The sequence below is a fragment of the Acinetobacter tianfuensis genome, from assembly GCF_003611465.1.
GTDB classification, from domain to species: domain Bacteria; phylum Pseudomonadota; class Gammaproteobacteria; order Pseudomonadales; family Moraxellaceae; genus Acinetobacter; species Acinetobacter tianfuensis.
Map to the genome: position 1 here is coordinate 1 of NZ_RAXV01000039.1, position 15,217 is coordinate 15,217.

General features: G+C 40.5%; 13 protein-coding genes and 1 riboswitch. Of the genes, 6 read left to right on the plus strand and 7 right to left on the minus strand.

Translation table 11 applies throughout. The features are described 5' to 3' along the window. Positions 1-57: 57 nt before the first annotated feature. Together D7V32_RS14605 and D7V32_RS14610 are read right to left on the minus strand one after the other, a co-directional pair. Positions 58-591 (minus strand): hypothetical protein, encoded by a 534-nt coding sequence (locus tag D7V32_RS14605; protein ID WP_120403572.1) that lies wholly within the window; start codon positions 589-591, stop codon positions 58-60. A 230-nt stretch (positions 592-821) separates the two neighbouring features. Then, positions 822-1,601, minus strand: coding sequence for a hypothetical protein (locus tag D7V32_RS14610; RefSeq protein ID WP_228200231.1), 780 nt, complete (start codon positions 1,599-1,601; stop codon positions 822-824). Between the two features lie 173 nt (positions 1,602-1,774). Then, positions 1,775-1,867: riboswitch (glycine riboswitch) on the plus strand. Between the two features lie 161 nt (positions 1,868-2,028). Between D7V32_RS14610 and D7V32_RS14615 the strand changes: the two genes are divergently transcribed. Further along, entirely contained in the window at positions 2,029-3,273 is a 1,245-nt protein-coding gene (locus D7V32_RS14615; protein WP_120403574.1) for a D-amino acid dehydrogenase, read from the plus strand. Between the two features lie 63 nt (positions 3,274-3,336). On the opposite strand, the gene D7V32_RS14620 is transcribed toward D7V32_RS14615, so the two are convergent. Then, entirely contained in the window at positions 3,337-3,984 is a 648-nt protein-coding gene (locus tag D7V32_RS14620; RefSeq protein ID WP_120403575.1) for an A1S_1983 family putative colistin resistance protein, read from the minus strand. Positions 3,985-4,083: 99 nt separating this feature from the next. Between D7V32_RS14620 and ispF the strand changes: the two genes are divergently transcribed. After that, positions 4,084-4,572 (plus strand): 2-C-methyl-D-erythritol 2,4-cyclodiphosphate synthase, encoded by a 489-nt coding sequence (ispF, locus tag D7V32_RS14625; RefSeq protein WP_120403576.1) that lies wholly within the window; start codon positions 4,084-4,086, stop codon positions 4,570-4,572. On the opposite strand, the gene D7V32_RS14630 is transcribed toward ispF, so the two are convergent. The 3 genes from D7V32_RS14630 to D7V32_RS14640 form a co-directional block, all read right to left on the minus strand. After that, complete coding sequence (locus D7V32_RS14630; RefSeq protein WP_120403577.1) at positions 4,560-5,084, minus strand: protein tyrosine phosphatase family protein; 525 nt, start codon at positions 5,082-5,084, stop codon at positions 4,560-4,562. The genes ispF and D7V32_RS14630 overlap by 13 nt on opposite strands. Before the next feature lie 77 nt (positions 5,085-5,161). Then, the gene (locus D7V32_RS14635) at positions 5,162-6,253 is read right to left on the minus strand and encodes a 3-deoxy-7-phosphoheptulonate synthase (protein ID WP_120403578.1); all 1,092 of its coding nucleotides are present in this window, start codon (positions 6,251-6,253) and stop codon (positions 5,162-5,164) included. A 126-nt stretch (positions 6,254-6,379) separates the two neighbouring features. Then, a complete protein-coding gene (locus tag D7V32_RS14640) occupies positions 6,380-7,273 on the minus strand; it encodes a sulfite exporter TauE/SafE family protein (protein WP_120403579.1) in 894 nt (297 codons plus the stop codon). 531 nt (positions 7,274-7,804) lie between these two features. Here D7V32_RS14640 and lpxB point away from each other — a divergent pair. After that, complete coding sequence (lpxB, locus tag D7V32_RS14650; protein ID WP_120403581.1) at positions 7,805-8,980, plus strand: lipid-A-disaccharide synthase; 1,176 nt, start codon at positions 7,805-7,807, stop codon at positions 8,978-8,980. 112 nt (positions 8,981-9,092) lie between these two features. Here the strand turns inward: lpxB and D7V32_RS14655 are convergent, their stop codons facing one another. After that, positions 9,093-10,022 carry an AraC family transcriptional regulator gene (locus tag D7V32_RS14655; RefSeq protein WP_120403582.1) on the minus strand — a complete coding sequence of 310 codons (930 nt, stop codon included), beginning with the start codon at positions 10,020-10,022 and terminating at the stop codon, positions 9,093-9,095. A gap of 194 nt (positions 10,023-10,216) precedes the next feature. Here D7V32_RS14655 and D7V32_RS14660 point away from each other — a divergent pair, with 194 nt between their 5' ends. The 3 genes from D7V32_RS14660 to D7V32_RS14670 all read left to right on the plus strand — a co-directional run bounded on the left by D7V32_RS14660 (position 10,217) and on the right by D7V32_RS14670 (position 14,996). Beyond that, the gene (locus tag D7V32_RS14660) at positions 10,217-11,413 is read left to right on the plus strand and encodes an alkane 1-monooxygenase (protein ID WP_120403583.1); all 1,197 of its coding nucleotides are present in this window, start codon (positions 10,217-10,219) and stop codon (positions 11,411-11,413) included. 205 nt (positions 11,414-11,618) lie between these two features. Further along, positions 11,619-12,086, plus strand: coding sequence for a Cys-tRNA(Pro) deacylase (gene ybaK, locus D7V32_RS14665; protein WP_120403584.1), 468 nt, complete (start codon positions 11,619-11,621; stop codon positions 12,084-12,086). Positions 12,087-13,025: 939 nt separating this feature from the next. Further along, entirely contained in the window at positions 13,026-14,996 is a 1,971-nt protein-coding gene (locus D7V32_RS14670) for a BCCT family transporter (RefSeq protein WP_120403585.1), read from the plus strand. Positions 14,997-15,217: the final 221 nt, after the last annotated feature.

A 15,217-nucleotide genomic window follows, 5' to 3' on the forward strand; every position in this document is an offset into this window, starting at 1 on the left:
GCATAAAAAAGCGTATCGGAAGACACGCTTAAAGATGAGAGAGTATTTTATTGCGGATTAGTATGCGCGTAAAAATAGGCGGTAAGCATCTGATGGTTTGCCATTACGCAGCATATCATTGACTAAATCGCCATCATTTGTGCTGATGATAATTTGAATATTTTTTGCTTTATGAATTTGGCTGAAATAGTTTGCCGGTATTTCAATTGTATTTGAAGATTGGAAAATACCCGAATTATTGATATTGCGGCTAGCTGTGTTGCCAATTGTGCTAAAAGAGCGCGGTTTGCCGTCAATGACGAAATTTACTTCTTTAATTTCATATTGTTTACGGTCATATAAATGGAAAGTTGTTGGATAATTGCCTTGGCTCTTATTCCAGTCGATTTCAACTTCTGGACATACTGTGCCTGCTTCGCAAAGCAGCTGTCCGCGAGTGTTAATACGTGTGATGTCATTTTTTGAGTTATCAACATTGCTGGCACCCTTAATTAGCGCAGCAGGGTTGGTCTCAACAGTATGGCTGGTCGGAACGGCAATACAGCCTGTAAGAGCAATACTAATCAACGCTAGATTTAAATAATTTTTCATTGTATTTCCCAAGAAAATTTAATTTTTATAAAGGGTGTTTCTTCTTAAAATAATCACATAATTTCTATAAAAAGTAAAATAAATCACACTTTTCAATTATAATTGCAGCTTGAATACAAATAAATGAATGATTTATTTGTATTTATCGATTGCTATTTGTAAGCCTCGCTGCAGTATTGTACGAAATACATAGCAAGGTTTAAAAACGCCCTAGGCGCTATCTATCAATTTTAAGTCGATGCTTTAAAATTGATGTGATTGATTTTGTCTAAAAGTCGATTTTTTGCTTGGTCTATCATTTGCGCATTGGTTTTTGCAGAGAGTTGATTTGCGGATTTTTCACCTAAAAAATATTTAATTCGTTCTGCATTTGCACCAGAAGGATGAGGGAAACCGTCCAAAATTTGTGATTCTTTCAAATAGCCTAAGCTAGACAAATGATAAAGCACATCAATTACACTTTTTCCTAAAGGAATATATACAGCATTTTGAAACTGCGCCGTTTCAGGAATAAAGTACTGTTGAATATGCTGATTTAGAAATGTATTTTTCAGCATATTTGGACTGGAACCATTATAGTTTTCACCATTGATTAAAATACAATGACGCAGTACAGATGTCATATGAACCAAAGAATTTTGAGGCTCAAATAAAGCTGCGGTACTCTGAATGTCCAGTTTTTGGGCTAAACCCGCGTAATCGAGCATGTGTATTAGGTTGCTGCGCATCGGGCCGCTAAAAGCACCAGAAGTTTTGGCTGTTAATAGTATCTGGTCTAATGTTAAGCCAGCTTTAAGCGCTTGCCGAGCCGAAGTTAATGCATTTTTCCATTGCACCTTGCCAGGGCAAATACCGACGAGCACCACTTTTGCTTGTGTGTTTATCGCATCGAAGGGGCAATAATAGCTGCTGATAGCGTCAGATGAGCCGAGTAATAGGGCATCTGTATGTAAAAGCTGTTCTATAGACTGTTGAGCAATTACGGTGGAAAAATCATTAAAACTAGCCATGATCAATAATTAAAAATTCAAATATTTCAGACATTAGTATAGATGAGATCAAAATAATGAGGGTTGTTAATTTGCATTGGCTATTCAGTTTTAGCTTTGTATACAAATTAAAACAATTAATTGTGATTTAGCAGCTATCGGCTTGTACATAAATTGCTCATATTAAGGCTGTATCAATTGCTGCAGGAGAGCAACGCTGAAAAGATGCGTTCGCCGAAGGAGCAAGGCCTCAGGAAACTCTCAGGCAAAAGGACTGCAGCAATTTCACATCTGGAGAGCAGTGCGACTATAAAAAAAGCGCTCACCGAAGGAGGAAGGCTCGTATTGCATGAGGTGATACCTGCTGAAGCTCTCAGGTCGTTAAAGTACTAACGAAAGACAGATGAGGCACCCAATTTAAAATGCAGCTGCATTTTAAGGAGGAAGTATGTGTCATATTGCAATTATTGGAGCAGGGATTACAGGTGTCACGACGGCATATGAGCTAGCCTTATTGGGTTATCGTGTGACTGTAGTAGACAAACATTTATATCCAGCAATGGAAACTTCTTTTGCTAACGGAGGGCAGCTTTCCGCCTGTAATGCAGAAGTATGGAATCAAAAAGCTACAGTGCTCAAAGGCATTAAGTGGATGTCGCAAAAATCTGCTCCGCTGCTTTTGAACCCAAGTTTCAGCATGCATAAATATGCATGGCTGATGGAGTTTTTAGGCAATATCAAACATTATAAGGAAAATACGCAAGAAACGGTTCGTATGGCGCTGCTGGCTCGCCAAAGGCTATTTGAAATAGCAGATATTGAAGATATTCACTTTGATTTGGAAAAGCGCGGTATCTTACATTTTTATCATAGTAAACAAGACTATGATGTCGCAATCAAAGTGAATGATATGCTTTGCGAGGGCGGCTTGGAGCGTCATGCTGTAAATAATGATGAAATTAAAACTATTGAGCCAAGTTTGACTGGGGAATATTACGGCGGATTTTACTGTCCAGGGGATGCAACTGGCGATATTCATAAATTTACCAGTGAACTTGCTAAGGTTACTGAAAATAAAGGGGTCAGTTATTTATTTGGTCACGAAGTGACCCATATTCAGCATCATGCGCAAGGGGTAAGTATTGAGCTAAAAGCCAGTGATGAAAATATGCTGGCAGCTGATGAAGTGCTGGAGCAGTTAGAGGCAGATGCGGTTGTGGTTTGTGGCGGTGTCGGCAGTTACCATTTGGCCGATATGCTGGGTGACCGTGTAAATGTATATCCTGTTAAGGGCTATTCAGTTACAGTGGAGCTTCGCGATGAGCTGAGCCAAAAAAGCGGCCCATGGGTCAGTTTGCTGGATGAGAGCGCAAAAATTGTAACTTCTCGGCTGGGTGCAAGCCGCTTAAGAGTGGCGGGAACCGCTGAATTTAATGGTTATAATCGTGATATCCGTTCTGACCGTATTCAGCCGCTGATTGACTGGGTAAATAAAAACTTTGATCTTTCGACTGAATTTGCTGTGCCATGGGCGGGGCTGCGTCCGATGATGCCGAATATGATGCCAATCGTAAATCGCGGCCGGCGTGAGCGGGTATTTTATAATACTGGCCATGGCCATTTGGGCTGGACACTGTCAGCAGCGACAGCTGCTATGATCAGCCAGCAAGTAGCGCATGCACATCCAATTTAAACTGTAAATGATTCATATAAAAAAGGCACAATCATAATTGTGCCTTTTAGTTTTTAGAGATGTTTAGTCATACAGCCGGTAAATACCGCTAAACCGCTCACAGCCTTTTTGGCTGGTTTTGACTGAAAGTATTGCTTTGCTATAGTTGAACTGATATTTGCAGTCATGTTCATTGTCTATAACTTCATTTTTCTCTGCCGGTGTCGTATAGGCTAAAAATGGAATAATCTGTGTTTCGAGGCGGTTGTTCGGATTGCGGTAAGATAAGCCTTCGATTTTGATCCGGTCTTTGGTCAGCTGATGTATTTTTAAATGTACGACGGGTTTAGCTGGTTTTCCGTCTTCATATTTTAAATAGTGCTGAGTTAGACTTTGATTTAATGAAACAAAAATATTCAGATCATCTGCGCGCATTTCAAAAAGCTGTTTATAGCAATCCATAGATTTACATTGCTGTAATCGATTGATCCAGATCTGCTGTGTATCTTGAATAATCCGCACAGGCGCATCTGTGACAAGCGCTGCTGTTAAATACAGGTTTTCTAATTTTTCCCGCTGTTCTGTAAAGGTGTCAGAACAAAATTTTTGGATGGCGCTTGAGCTGCTTGAACAGTCTACTGCTTTTGCAAAAGCAGCAGGCGCGGCTATACAGCTAAGACTTAGTGCAAATCCTAGATTTTTGATGATTTTTATATCAGTTTTCAACAGCATGATCGCTTATACTTTCACTATGTTGCGCTTGACCTAACTATAGCGAAATAGAAAGCGTGAATACAAGATTTCAATCATTTATTTCTAAGGAATCATACCGTGGTTGCACAAATTCGTATTGGTCAGGGACTGGATGTACATGCTTTTGATGAAGGCAGTTTTGTTACGTTAGCTGGTGTGCAAATTCCGCATACGCATGGTTTAAAAGCGCATTCCGATGGTGATGTGGTTTTGCATGCGCTTTGTGATGCGCTTTTAGGCGCATTGGCACTAGGGGATATTGGCCAGCACTTTCCTGACACAGACCCTAACTTTAAAGGCGCAGATAGCCGTATACTGCTGAAGCATGTTTATCAGCTGATTTTAGACCGCGGCTATGTATTGAATAATGTTGATATTACCGTTGCTTGTGAGCGCCCGAAATTGGCGAAGCATAATCTGGAAATGCGCCAGAGTATTGCAGATGTGTTAAGTGTTGATGTGACGCAAATTAGCGTAAAGGCAACGACCACTGAAAAGCTTGGTTTCACTGGCCGTCAAGAAGGTATTTTGTCGACAGCGACGGTGTTAATCACTCACGCAAAATGATCGGGGTGAATGAGTGAGTGCTGCAGTTCTTGGGTTGCTTTTCGGCCTTGGAGCTGCATGCCTACAGCATGCATAAGTCCGGTCCAAGTTTCATTCGGCTCCCAAATTTGATGCAGCAGCTCATGGGCTTCAGGCATGCTCATACCCATATAATATTGGCGATATAAATACATTAAGCAGCTGACACGCATATTTTGCGTGCAATGCAGCCAAATGGTCTGTTCTTGCACTAAATGGTCAATCATGTCTAAAACCAGCAGACATTGATCGTCTGAAGGTGTGTCCCAGTGAATAGGCACTTGAATATAGTTTAGCCCCAAGTCCAGACAAATGCGGTCTTCAAATTTTAAATGGCCGTTTGCATCTGTCAGCTCTAAATTGATCACAGTTGTTACACCATACTCTTTGATGAGTTTTAGCTGTTCAGCATTTGGCTGTCCAGATGTCAGCAGGTGTTCATGGATACATTGAAAGTTTTCAACCTGACTTAAACTATGTTCAATATCATTCATAAGCTTATTTTTAAGGTTCTAATCAGAGTTTTACTATAAAGTAAAAACGCCATCTTGACGATGGCGTTTTATTTGAATTAGCGATTTGGCAATAAGGCTTTTAGCGCCTCATCCATCTCTAAGAGCACTTTTTCTGTTGTATCCCAGTCGATACAGCCATCAGTTACAGATTTGCCGTATTCAAGATCACATAAATTAGCAGGAATGTCCTGACGGCCGCCTTTCAAATGGCTTTCAACCATGATGCCGACAATAGACTTGTTGCCGTCTTGGATCTGCTCAGTAATATTTTTCAATACCAATGGCTGCAAGTACGGGTCTTTGTTTGAATTGGCATGGCTGGCATCAATCATGATTTTGCTGCTGACTTTTGCTTTGGCTAAAGCTGCTTCAGCTTCAGCGACAGAACCTGCGTCATAGTTTGGCTTGCCGTTGCCGCCGCGAAGTACTACGTGCGCGTACGGGTTGCCGTTTGTGTTAATTACAGAAACTTGACCGTCTTCGTTTAGACCCAAGAAGCTGTGGCCATGTTTAACAGACTGCATCGCATTTGTTGCAACAGTTAAACCGCCGTCTGTGCCGTTTTTAAAGCCGACAGGAGATGAAAGGCCAGAAGACATTTCACGGTGTGTTTGGCTTTCTGTTGTACGTGCGCCAATTGCAGACCATGAAATCAAGTCTTGGTAGTATTGCGGTGAGTTTGGATCTAATGCTTCAGTTGCGCAAGGTAAACCTTTTTCATTCAGTTCTAATAATAATTTACGGCCAAGACGCAAACCTTTTTCAATATTGAAAGAGTCATTCATGTCTGGGTCATTGATTAAGCCTTTCCAGCCTACAGTAGTACGCGGTTTTTCAAAATAAACACGCATAACAATATAAAGCGTATCTTTAACTTTGTCGCTCAGGGCTTTTAAGCGGTCAGCATATTCGTGCGCTGCTTTAGTGTCATGAATAGAGCAAGGGCCAATGACGACGAATAGACGCTTGTCATTGCCGTCCAGAATATTGCGTACAGTTTCACGGCCTTTAAGGACGGTCTGATAGGCAGTTTCAGTCAGCGGCAGTTCTGATTTTAATTGTGCAGGTGTCACGAGAGGCTGAATGCTTTTTACATTCACATCATCGATGTCATTTTGGGTAATAGAATTTGACTGTAAAGTATTCATTGCCGTCACTGGTTTATCGTACGTTGAAGGGTTTCACTGCTTGAATATAACACGAATTGCTTAGTGCTTTGTTATAAAAAAGTCGAATGAATATTCTAAAAAAAATTGATGAATCCAAGGTTTAATTTAACTCTTCACATTTTCTGACACAATACTGACCGCGGCAGTTTCAGGCTGCGGCGCAGGTTTGCCTTTTACAGGATTGATCATAAAGTTTACACCTAATGCGAATAGGGTAATGCCTAAAATTTTACGGATGATTTTTTCAGGCATGCGTGAGCTGATCAGGGTACCGATAACAATGGCAGGAATTGAGCCGCACAGCAGCCAGCCAAGCAGGACAAAATCCACGTTGCCTGAACTCATATGCCCCATGCCGGCAACAAAAGTCAGCAATACGGCATGCACGACGTCAGAACCGATAATGCGGATCATTGGCAAGTTAGGAAACATCAGCACTAAAGCCATGATGCCAAATGCGCCTGCGCCGACGGATGATAATGTCACGAATACGCCTAAGACAACGCCCATGATGATGATCATGATGCGCTTTTGCTTTGCTTGGAAGTTAATGCGCTCAAGGTCTGCAGACATATCATCGATTTCATCTGCTTTGCGGAACTTGTTAAAGAAGTTTTCAATACGGTTACGGAAGATAATAGATAAACCAGTCAGTGTAAGCATGAAACCTAAAACGGTGGTTAAAACTGCTTTATAGCTGCTGGATTGGCTTAAGTAGTTGTCTAATACCCAGTGTGTTGCAAATGATGCAGGGATACTGCCGACAGCCAGCCAAATGACAATAGGCCAAACAATATTGAGTTTTTTTGCATGAACAAATGAGCCGCAGAATTTTGAAATCGCGGCATAGAGCAAGTCAGTGCCGATAGCAATATGAGGTTCTATTCTAAAGAGGCTGATCAGGATAGGGGTCATCAGCGATCCGCCGCCTACGCCTGTAATGCCGACACAGAAGCCGACCAGCACACCAGCCAAAATAAATTCTAGAGGACCAAACATTGTTGTATGCCAAATATCAAAAAACGAGCATATCTTATGACTTTTAAATATAAGTCGTTGTCTTGATTGTTGATGTACTTATGCAAAAAAAAGATAAAGCGGCTAATTTCAGTTCTTTTTTAAAGCTGAATTCAGCTGATTAGAGAGCAGGAAAAAGATGTGCAGCATGTTGAGCAGCATCAGCCATCTGAGTGTTTCCGGCAGCCTCTGCTGGTGCTGTATCCAGCTGTTCAGTTCTGAGTGAATCATTGTAATGGACTTATAATTATCATGCGGCTGCAGAGAGATATGCTGAATGAAAACTTCTTTTTTACTGTTTTGATAATGCCAAAGCGGGGTATTTAATGAGCAGCGGTAAAATGCATGTAAAGGCTGGAATATTTCATTTGAAAGCCAAATATGAATGCTGAGCAAATGAGACTTCTTTGGCTGGATTGATCTAAATGAAATGTGTACGGCTGCTGATCATTTATAATTTATTGTTTATGTTAGAATCAATACGCAAAGCTTTATTTATAAAAGGACTGAACCTTGCAAAATCGAAAACTTAAAATAGGCATCGTGGTTGGAGAAGTTTCAGGAGATACTTTGGGCGCCAAATTGATTCGCCGTTTTCGTGAGCAGGGTATTGATGCTGAATTTGAAGGCATTGGCGGTCCGCAAATGATTGCAGAAGGCTTTAAAAGCTACTATCCCATGGATATTTTATCTGTGATGGGGATTGTGGAAGTCTTAAAAGAGATTAAAAAGCTTTTTGCCGTGCGTGACGGTTTGGTAGAAACGTGGACCAAAGATCCTGTTGATGTCTTTATCGGTATTGATGCGCCAGACTTTAATTTACGTCTTTCTAAAAGCTTGAAACAAAAACAGCTGCCAATCAAAACAGTACAGTATGTCAGCCCGTCAGTTTGGGCATGGCGTCAGGGCCGTGTGCATGGCATTAAGGCCAGTATTGACTTGGTCTTGTGTTTATTTCCATTTGAAAAGGCATTTTTTCAGAAATGGCAGGTGCCCGCTGCTTTTGTCGGTCACCCTTTAGCAAGTCAATTGCCGCTGCAAAATCCAATTGCAGAGGCAAAAACAGAGCTGGGTTTAAATGCATCTCAAAAACATATTGCATTATTGCCAGGCAGCCGCCGCGGTGAGATTGAGCGTTTAGGGCCATTGGTGCTAGATGCAGCCCAAATCGTTGCGGCGAAGCACCCAGATTATATCTTCCTGGTTCCAGCCATTAATGATGCGCGGAAACAGCAGATTGAAATGCTGCTTGAGAAATATCCGGCTGAGCTGAAATCCCGTATTCAGCTGATGGAAAATAGTGATACCGAGTCCAAAATTGGCCGGCAGGTCATGAATGCTTCTAATATTATTGCTTTAGCTTCGGGTACGGCAACGCTGGAAGCCATGCTGCTGCACCGCCCAATGGTGACTTTTTATAAGCTGAACAGTTTAACGTATTGGATTGCAAAATTATTAGTAAAAATTCCGTATTATTCACTGCCGAATATTATTGCGGGTAAAAAAGTCATTCAAGAATTAATTCAGAATGATGCAACACCTGAAAGTCTAGCGGCTGAAATTGAAAAATTGATGAATGTGGAAACTGCACAAATTCAAGCAATGCAGCATATTACGATGCATAAGCAGCTGTTATCTGGAAATAGTGAAGATCCTGTACAGGCCGTGATGGACTTGCTTCAGCCTTAAAGATATTCAACGGGTTTATTGGTTTTTTTAGCCGTATATTTAAGCAATGGTTTCGGTCATTGCTTTTTTATGGAATGTGTTTTGAGTAAGTAATTTTCTGAAAATACAGCCATTACTGAAACTGCTGGCGATATTGGCTTGGCGTCAGTTCATAATGGCGTTTAAAACTTTGACTGAAAGCTGTTTCGGAAGAATAGCCAACGCGATGCGCAATTTGCTGAATAGAAAGCTGTCCTTGTCGCAAATGCTGTGAGGCTAAACGCAGCCGATGCTGCTGTAAATACGCTAAAGGTGTTTCGCCAATGAACTGGGTAAATAAGTTGGCAAATTTGGAACGAGACATACAGCACTGTTCAGCTAAACTTTCCACAGTCCAAGAAAATTCTGGCCTGCTGTGAATGGCTGCTAAGGCATTTGATAAGTTCGGATGAGTAAGCGCATTCAGCCAGTTTTGAGAATCTTTCAGCTGCGCAATATGATCACGCATGCATTCTATAAATAAAATACTGACCAGATGATCAAGTATTTTATCCCGTCCGGGGCGAATTTGATTGACTTCTACGGCTAAGAACTGCAAGCCAATTTGCAGCCATTCAGGTGCTGTGCTGCTCATGATGTGCTGCGTGAGCAGATATTGAGGTAAAGCATTAAACAGCGGCTTTGCCATAATGTTATCGACATGGCTGCGTATCGCTAAAATAAAAGACTCTTCATGTGCTGGAAGCTGGTCTGATTCAACATGAATGGTTTTTTTCAGCTGCTGATTAAACAGCGGTGTAATTTCTAAAGCATCTTTGTAGACAGTATGTTCTGATGCTGTGAAAAAATGATTTGTACCTGCGGGGACCAAAATTAAATCACCGGCTTGAAGCTGAACTTGTGCATCTTGTATATGCATCAGACATTGCCCTTGTATGATGACATAAGCAATCATGGTCCCTTGTTCATGATACTGAAAGGCCCAGTTATTCTGCGCTTTGAGGTAAATGTATTCAGAGTGATTTAAATGAATATCATCTAAAATTTTGCTTAATGCATCCATGTTTTGATCTTTCTTTATTTTTTGAAAAGTGGCTTATGCTGCTCATGCAAACAGTCTATATCCAGTATTTAGGCCAGTCTATTATCAATAGAAGCCAAAGACTTTGACATAGTTTTTTTGGACGCTTGCAACTGTTATTGCTTCCGTATTTCTTGAAATATAAACATATAGGAAGGAAATAGGAAGATTCGCAGATGAATGCCCCAGTAAAATTAAACCAAGAACAGCTGAGCGCTATGACTGGCGCAAAAATTGATAAAAAACGTTTTGGCTGGCTGCTGAGTCCAGGTCTGCCAGTAATCGGTATCGGTATTTTAGCTGGCTACCATTTTGGCCCCAAAGTCACTAAGAAAGCATTCGCCTTGGGCGGTCCTTTGCTGCTGCATGTGATTATTCCAACAATAGATGCTTTGGTTGGCGCAGATGACAACAATCCTAGTGATGATGAAATTAAAGTACTGGTCCAAGACCCTTATTATGACCGTATTGTAAAGCTGTTTATCCCGCTGCAAATGGCAGCCAATGTCTTCGCAGGCTATGTGGTTACACGTCAAAATGTGTCGCTGCTGGATCAGATATTATTAGGCATCTCCATGGGAGCAATTAATGGTGTAGGCGTGAATACGGCGCATGAGCTTTGCCACCGCCCAAATAAAAAAGATCATTACTGGTCACATGCAACATTGGCGCCGCTGGCTTATAACCATTTTAGAATAGAGCATCCTTATGGCCACCATAAACGCGCTGCTACGCCTGAAGATCCTGCGTCTTCTAAAATGGGTGAAACTTTTTATGAGTTTTGGCCGCGTACAGTGTTTGGCGGTCTGAAATCTGCGGTAGAAATTGAAAGTAAACGTTTAAAACGTAAGGGGCTGTCATTCTTCAGTAAAGAAAATGAGCTGTTTCATGGCTGGGCAATGAGTGCAGGCTTTCATGCGGGCATGCTGAAACTGTTTGGCAAGCAAGTGGCGCCGTATTTGGCAGCGCAAGCGCTGTATGGCATTAGTTTATTTGAAATTATTAATTATATTGAACATTATGGTTTGAAGCGTGAGCAAAAGGCGGATGGCAGTTATGCGCGTACCATGCCTGAACACAGCTGGAACAATAACAACATTGTGACAAACTTATTTTTATATCAGCTGCAGCGCCATTCAGATCATCATGCTTATCCTACACGTCCGTTTCAGGCGCTGCGCCACTTTGATGAAGCGCCAGAGCTGCCAAGCGGCTACGCAACCATGCTGATTCCAGCATTGATTCCGTCACTGTGGTTTAAAATGATGGATCAGCGTGTCTATGACCACTATGATGGCGATTTAAGCAAAGCCAATATTATAGAAAAGCGCCGAGCTAAAATTTTCCAAAAGTTTGGTTTTAGTGCGAAATAAGAAATACAGCTCCTTTATGTAGTATGTATGAAGTCAATAGCAGCGAAGGTTAGGCGCTATTGGCTTCCGTGCCGCTATTTGCCTGATTAAATTTATGGGTTTGAAAAAGAACAAGAGATGTCTAGAAAAAATTACCTAAACTCTGCACAGGCGTGCGGCTTAGGCATATACTGGACAGCATGTTTAAAAATGTGTTTGAAAAACAATGACACCTGCCTGCAAATTACTTAAATCTCAAAAAATTGAATATTCCATTCATGAATATGAACATGATCCAGACGCAAAAAGCTTTGGTTTAGAAGCTGCTGAAAAGTTGGGCCTGCACGTTTTTGAAGTGTTTAAGACACTTATGGTTACAGATGAAAAAAACTATTATGTTGCGGTTTTGCCAGTAGAACATCAGCTGAACTTGAAAAAAGTAGCCGCGGCTTTTGGCTGTAAAAAGCTGAAAATGGCTGATCCTAAAGATGCGGAGCGTTTGACAGGCTATTTAGTTGGCGGTATCAGTCCAGTTGGGCAAAAAAAGCGCTTAAAAACGGTCATTGAGATCAATGCGCAAAGTTTAACGAAGATCTATGTCAGCGGCGGCAAGCGCGGTTTGGATATTGGCTTGAAACCGCAAGACTTAGCCTCTGTTTTATGTGCTCAATTTGCTGATATTATTGACGAATAAGCATATTTAAAAAATGGATGAAATAACGCTGATTTCAACAGATTTCTTGCATCTGTCAATTTTTAATCAATACTTAATTCACAACCCAAAGGGAGAAGGGGCTTTCAGTATTAATCTTACTGCGAGTTGTTGATTAATTTTTAACTTATGAAAAATATCTAATAAATGCTTTAAAGCTCAGAATTAATTAAGGCGCTGGCGATTTGTTTTTGTACCTGTCAGCTTGAATTAATGCTGAGCTTTTCAGACTGTATATGTTTTATTTGGGTTTGAGTTATCGCTGTTTAAAGCCGCATAAATCATTGGAAAAAGGCCGCCTAATAATCGTTTTAAGTAAAAAATAACAATCAAATTGTTATAGTGGTTTGATGCTGATTTATTCCTTTCTTGCCACGCTAATGCAAGTGAGTTTCAATTCTTTATTGATGAATTGTTTATTTCAGAGCTTCAAGTAAGCCAAAGCCTGTCTTCCTCATACCCCACTTTCTGCCGTACTTGCATATCCTAAATAAACTGAACTTAAACTGCGGGAAAGCAGTGCCTAAAGGCGGTCTTTTTCATGCTCTGCGTTACAATTGTAGTATGAAAATCAGTCAACTATGCTGTGTCCGTAAAGAAGTTGTTCTTTTGTGTTGGTGGTAAGTGTTTGATAAATATATATAATTTTTAAGTTCAGATACTATTTTTATACAAGTCTTAATTTGATTTATTGTTTAATATTGAATTATTTATCTGAAAAGATGATAACATGTGTAGATTCTAAGCAGTGGCTTTGATTGAGTCAGGTTTTATTTTTCATTTTATATGGCTAAATATTTAGCTAAAGATGAGAAAAAAGCGATCGCACTCATCATTACAGGCCTGTTTTGTCCGCATCTAGCGGCTATCTTTTTTGATCTATTTAGATCTGTCTTACAAATAAAACGGAATAGGGAAGGTATGTCTTCATTGAAACCGTCATGGCATTCTAATGTGAATCCAAATGTCTTTATCAGCACTGTTGTTATTATTGGTATTTTTATTGCCATTGTATTTTTGGCGCCAAATGCATTTGATTTAGTCACCAAGCAGCTGAACCAATGGGTTACAGATTCATTTAGCTGGTTCTATGTATTATCTGTCGCTATTTTTTTAATTGTGCTTATTTATATTGCCTGTTCAAATATGGGCAAAATTAAACTGGGCTTAGATCACAGCCAGCCCAAATACAGCAACAGCTCATGGTTCGCCATGCTGTTTACTGCGGGCATGGGGATCGGTTTAATGTTCTTTGGTGTCGCAGAGCCTGTCATGCACTATGCTTCACCTCCTGCAGGTGAACCAGAAACCATTCAATCCGCTCAGCAAGCGATGCGTGTTACCTTTTTCCATTGGGGCTTGCATGCTTGGGCAATTTATACAATTGTTGGCCTAGCATTAGCATATTTTTCCTATAGACATGATTTACCTTTAAAAATTCGCTCTGCTTTATATCCTTTGGTTGGAAAAAAAATTTATGGTCCAATTGGGGACAGTGTAGATACCTTTGCAACCATTGGAACGGTATTTGGTGTTGCGACCACATTAGGCTTTGGGGTGACACAGATTAACTCGGGCCTTAATTATTTGTTTGGTATCGAATATTCAATAACCACGCAGATTATTTTAATTGTCATTGTTACAGGTATGGCTTCATTATCAGTTTTTATCGGGTTAGATAAAGGCATTAAAAGGCTGTCGGAAATTAATCTGGGTTTAGCCTTAATTCTTTTGCTATTCGTGTTTTTTGCAAGTTCTACGATCTTTATCTTGCAAACGACCATACAAAATGCAGGTCAATATTTTTCAAATTTATTTAATATGACTTTCAATTTATACGCATATCAATCGAATGGCTGGATTGGGGGCTGGACCATTATGTACTGGGCATGGTGGATTTCATGGTCGCCATTTGTAGGTATGTTCATTGCGCGAGTATCTGAAGGCCGCACGATTCGCGAGTTTATTGTTGGTGTTTTACTGATTCCGACAGGCTTTACCCTGATTTGGATGGGGGTTATGGGAAATGCCGCACTATACAGTATTTTAAATGAAGCAAATACCTCGCTGATTGCTGCAGTACAGCGGGACTCATCAGTTGCGCTTTTTGAGTTTTTAAATACATTGCCTTACTCTGGCATCATGAGTTTTGTGGCAACGCTGTTGGTCATGCTATTTTTTGTGACATCGGCTGACTCTGGAGCTTTAGTCACGGATTATTTAACAGCTAAGTCAGAAAACTCTCCTGCATGGCAGCGGCTGTTTTGGACTAGCTTAATGGCTGTTCTGGCTATTGTTCTCTTACTTGCTGGCGGTTTAGGGGCACTGCAATCGGCAACCATGTTAAGCGCCTTGCCATTTACTTTTATCATGCTGCTGATTTGCTGGGGATTGGTAAAAGCTTTGCATTTAGATGTGACTAAAATGCAGGCGCTGCAAGAAGCGCGTATTACTCCTAGAGCCATTCAGAATCCTAGAAGCTGGCAGCAGCGTTTAGGACTGATTATGCATTACCCGCATACACGTGAAGAGGTTGAACAATATATTGATCAGACCGTTAGAAAAGCCTTTTTAAATTTGCAGAAAGAGTTTGAACGCCGTCATTTAGATGTGTCTATTCATCATATAGAAAATGGTTTGCAGCTCAGAGTCAATCATAAGGATGAAATGAATTTTATCTACCAAGTGGTTGTGCAGGAAAAAAATACCCCCAGCTTTATGATCGATGTAAAGGAAATATTGCATGATTATCAGGCTGAGGTATTTTTAAGAGAAGGCGGTCAAAATTACGATATTATTGATTGGACACAAGAAGACCTTTTGCAAGATGTCATTGATCAATATGAGAGGCATCTGCATTTTCTAAATTTAGTCCGTACAAAAAACCCATAAGACATATTCAGTCCAAAAAAAACCGCCATATGGCGGTTTTTTTTTGATTCAATTTGCTGGGTATTTAAAACCGTTCAAGCCAGTGCAGAAAATGCTTGAATAAAAACAAAATCTTTATATGGTCAAAAGATGAGGCAGACTGAATTTAGTCAAAGCAGCAAAAAAAGCTGGCATCTGCTGCCTTTTTTGTTTTATAAGGTCTGTGCTGCATGGACGAATAC

Bases quoted from the DNA above. Each gene is read 5' to 3' on its own strand.
- D7V32_RS14605 (WP_120403572.1), bottom strand. From the start codon at position 591: ATGAAAAATTATTTAAATCTAGCGTTGATTAGTATTGCTCTTACAGGC.
- D7V32_RS14635 (WP_120403578.1), bottom strand. From the start codon at position 6,253: ATGAATACTTTACAGTCAAATTCTATTACCCAAAATGACATCGATGAT.
- D7V32_RS14610 (WP_228200231.1), bottom strand. From the start codon at position 1,601: ATGGCTAGTTTTAATGATTTTTCCACCGTAATTGCTCAACAGTCTATA.
- ybaK (WP_120403584.1), top strand. From the start codon at position 11,619: ATGACACCTGCCTGCAAATTACTTAAATCTCAAAAAATTGAATATTCC.
- D7V32_RS14630 (WP_120403577.1), bottom strand. From the start codon at position 5,084: ATGAATGATATTGAACATAGTTTAAGTCAGGTTGAAAACTTTCAATGT.
- D7V32_RS14660 (WP_120403583.1), top strand. From the start codon at position 10,217: ATGAATGCCCCAGTAAAATTAAACCAAGAACAGCTGAGCGCTATGACT.
- D7V32_RS14640 (WP_120403579.1), bottom strand. From the start codon at position 7,273: ATGTTTGGTCCTCTAGAATTTATTTTGGCTGGTGTGCTGGTCGGCTTC.
- D7V32_RS14620 (WP_120403575.1), bottom strand. From the start codon at position 3,984: ATGCTGTTGAAAACTGATATAAAAATCATCAAAAATCTAGGATTTGCA.
- D7V32_RS14655 (WP_120403582.1), bottom strand. From the start codon at position 10,022: ATGGATGCATTAAGCAAAATTTTAGATGATATTCATTTAAATCACTCT.
- D7V32_RS14615 (WP_120403574.1), top strand. From the start codon at position 2,029: ATGTGTCATATTGCAATTATTGGAGCAGGGATTACAGGTGTCACGACG.
- D7V32_RS14670 (WP_120403585.1), top strand. From the start codon at position 13,026: ATGTCTTCATTGAAACCGTCATGGCATTCTAATGTGAATCCAAATGTC.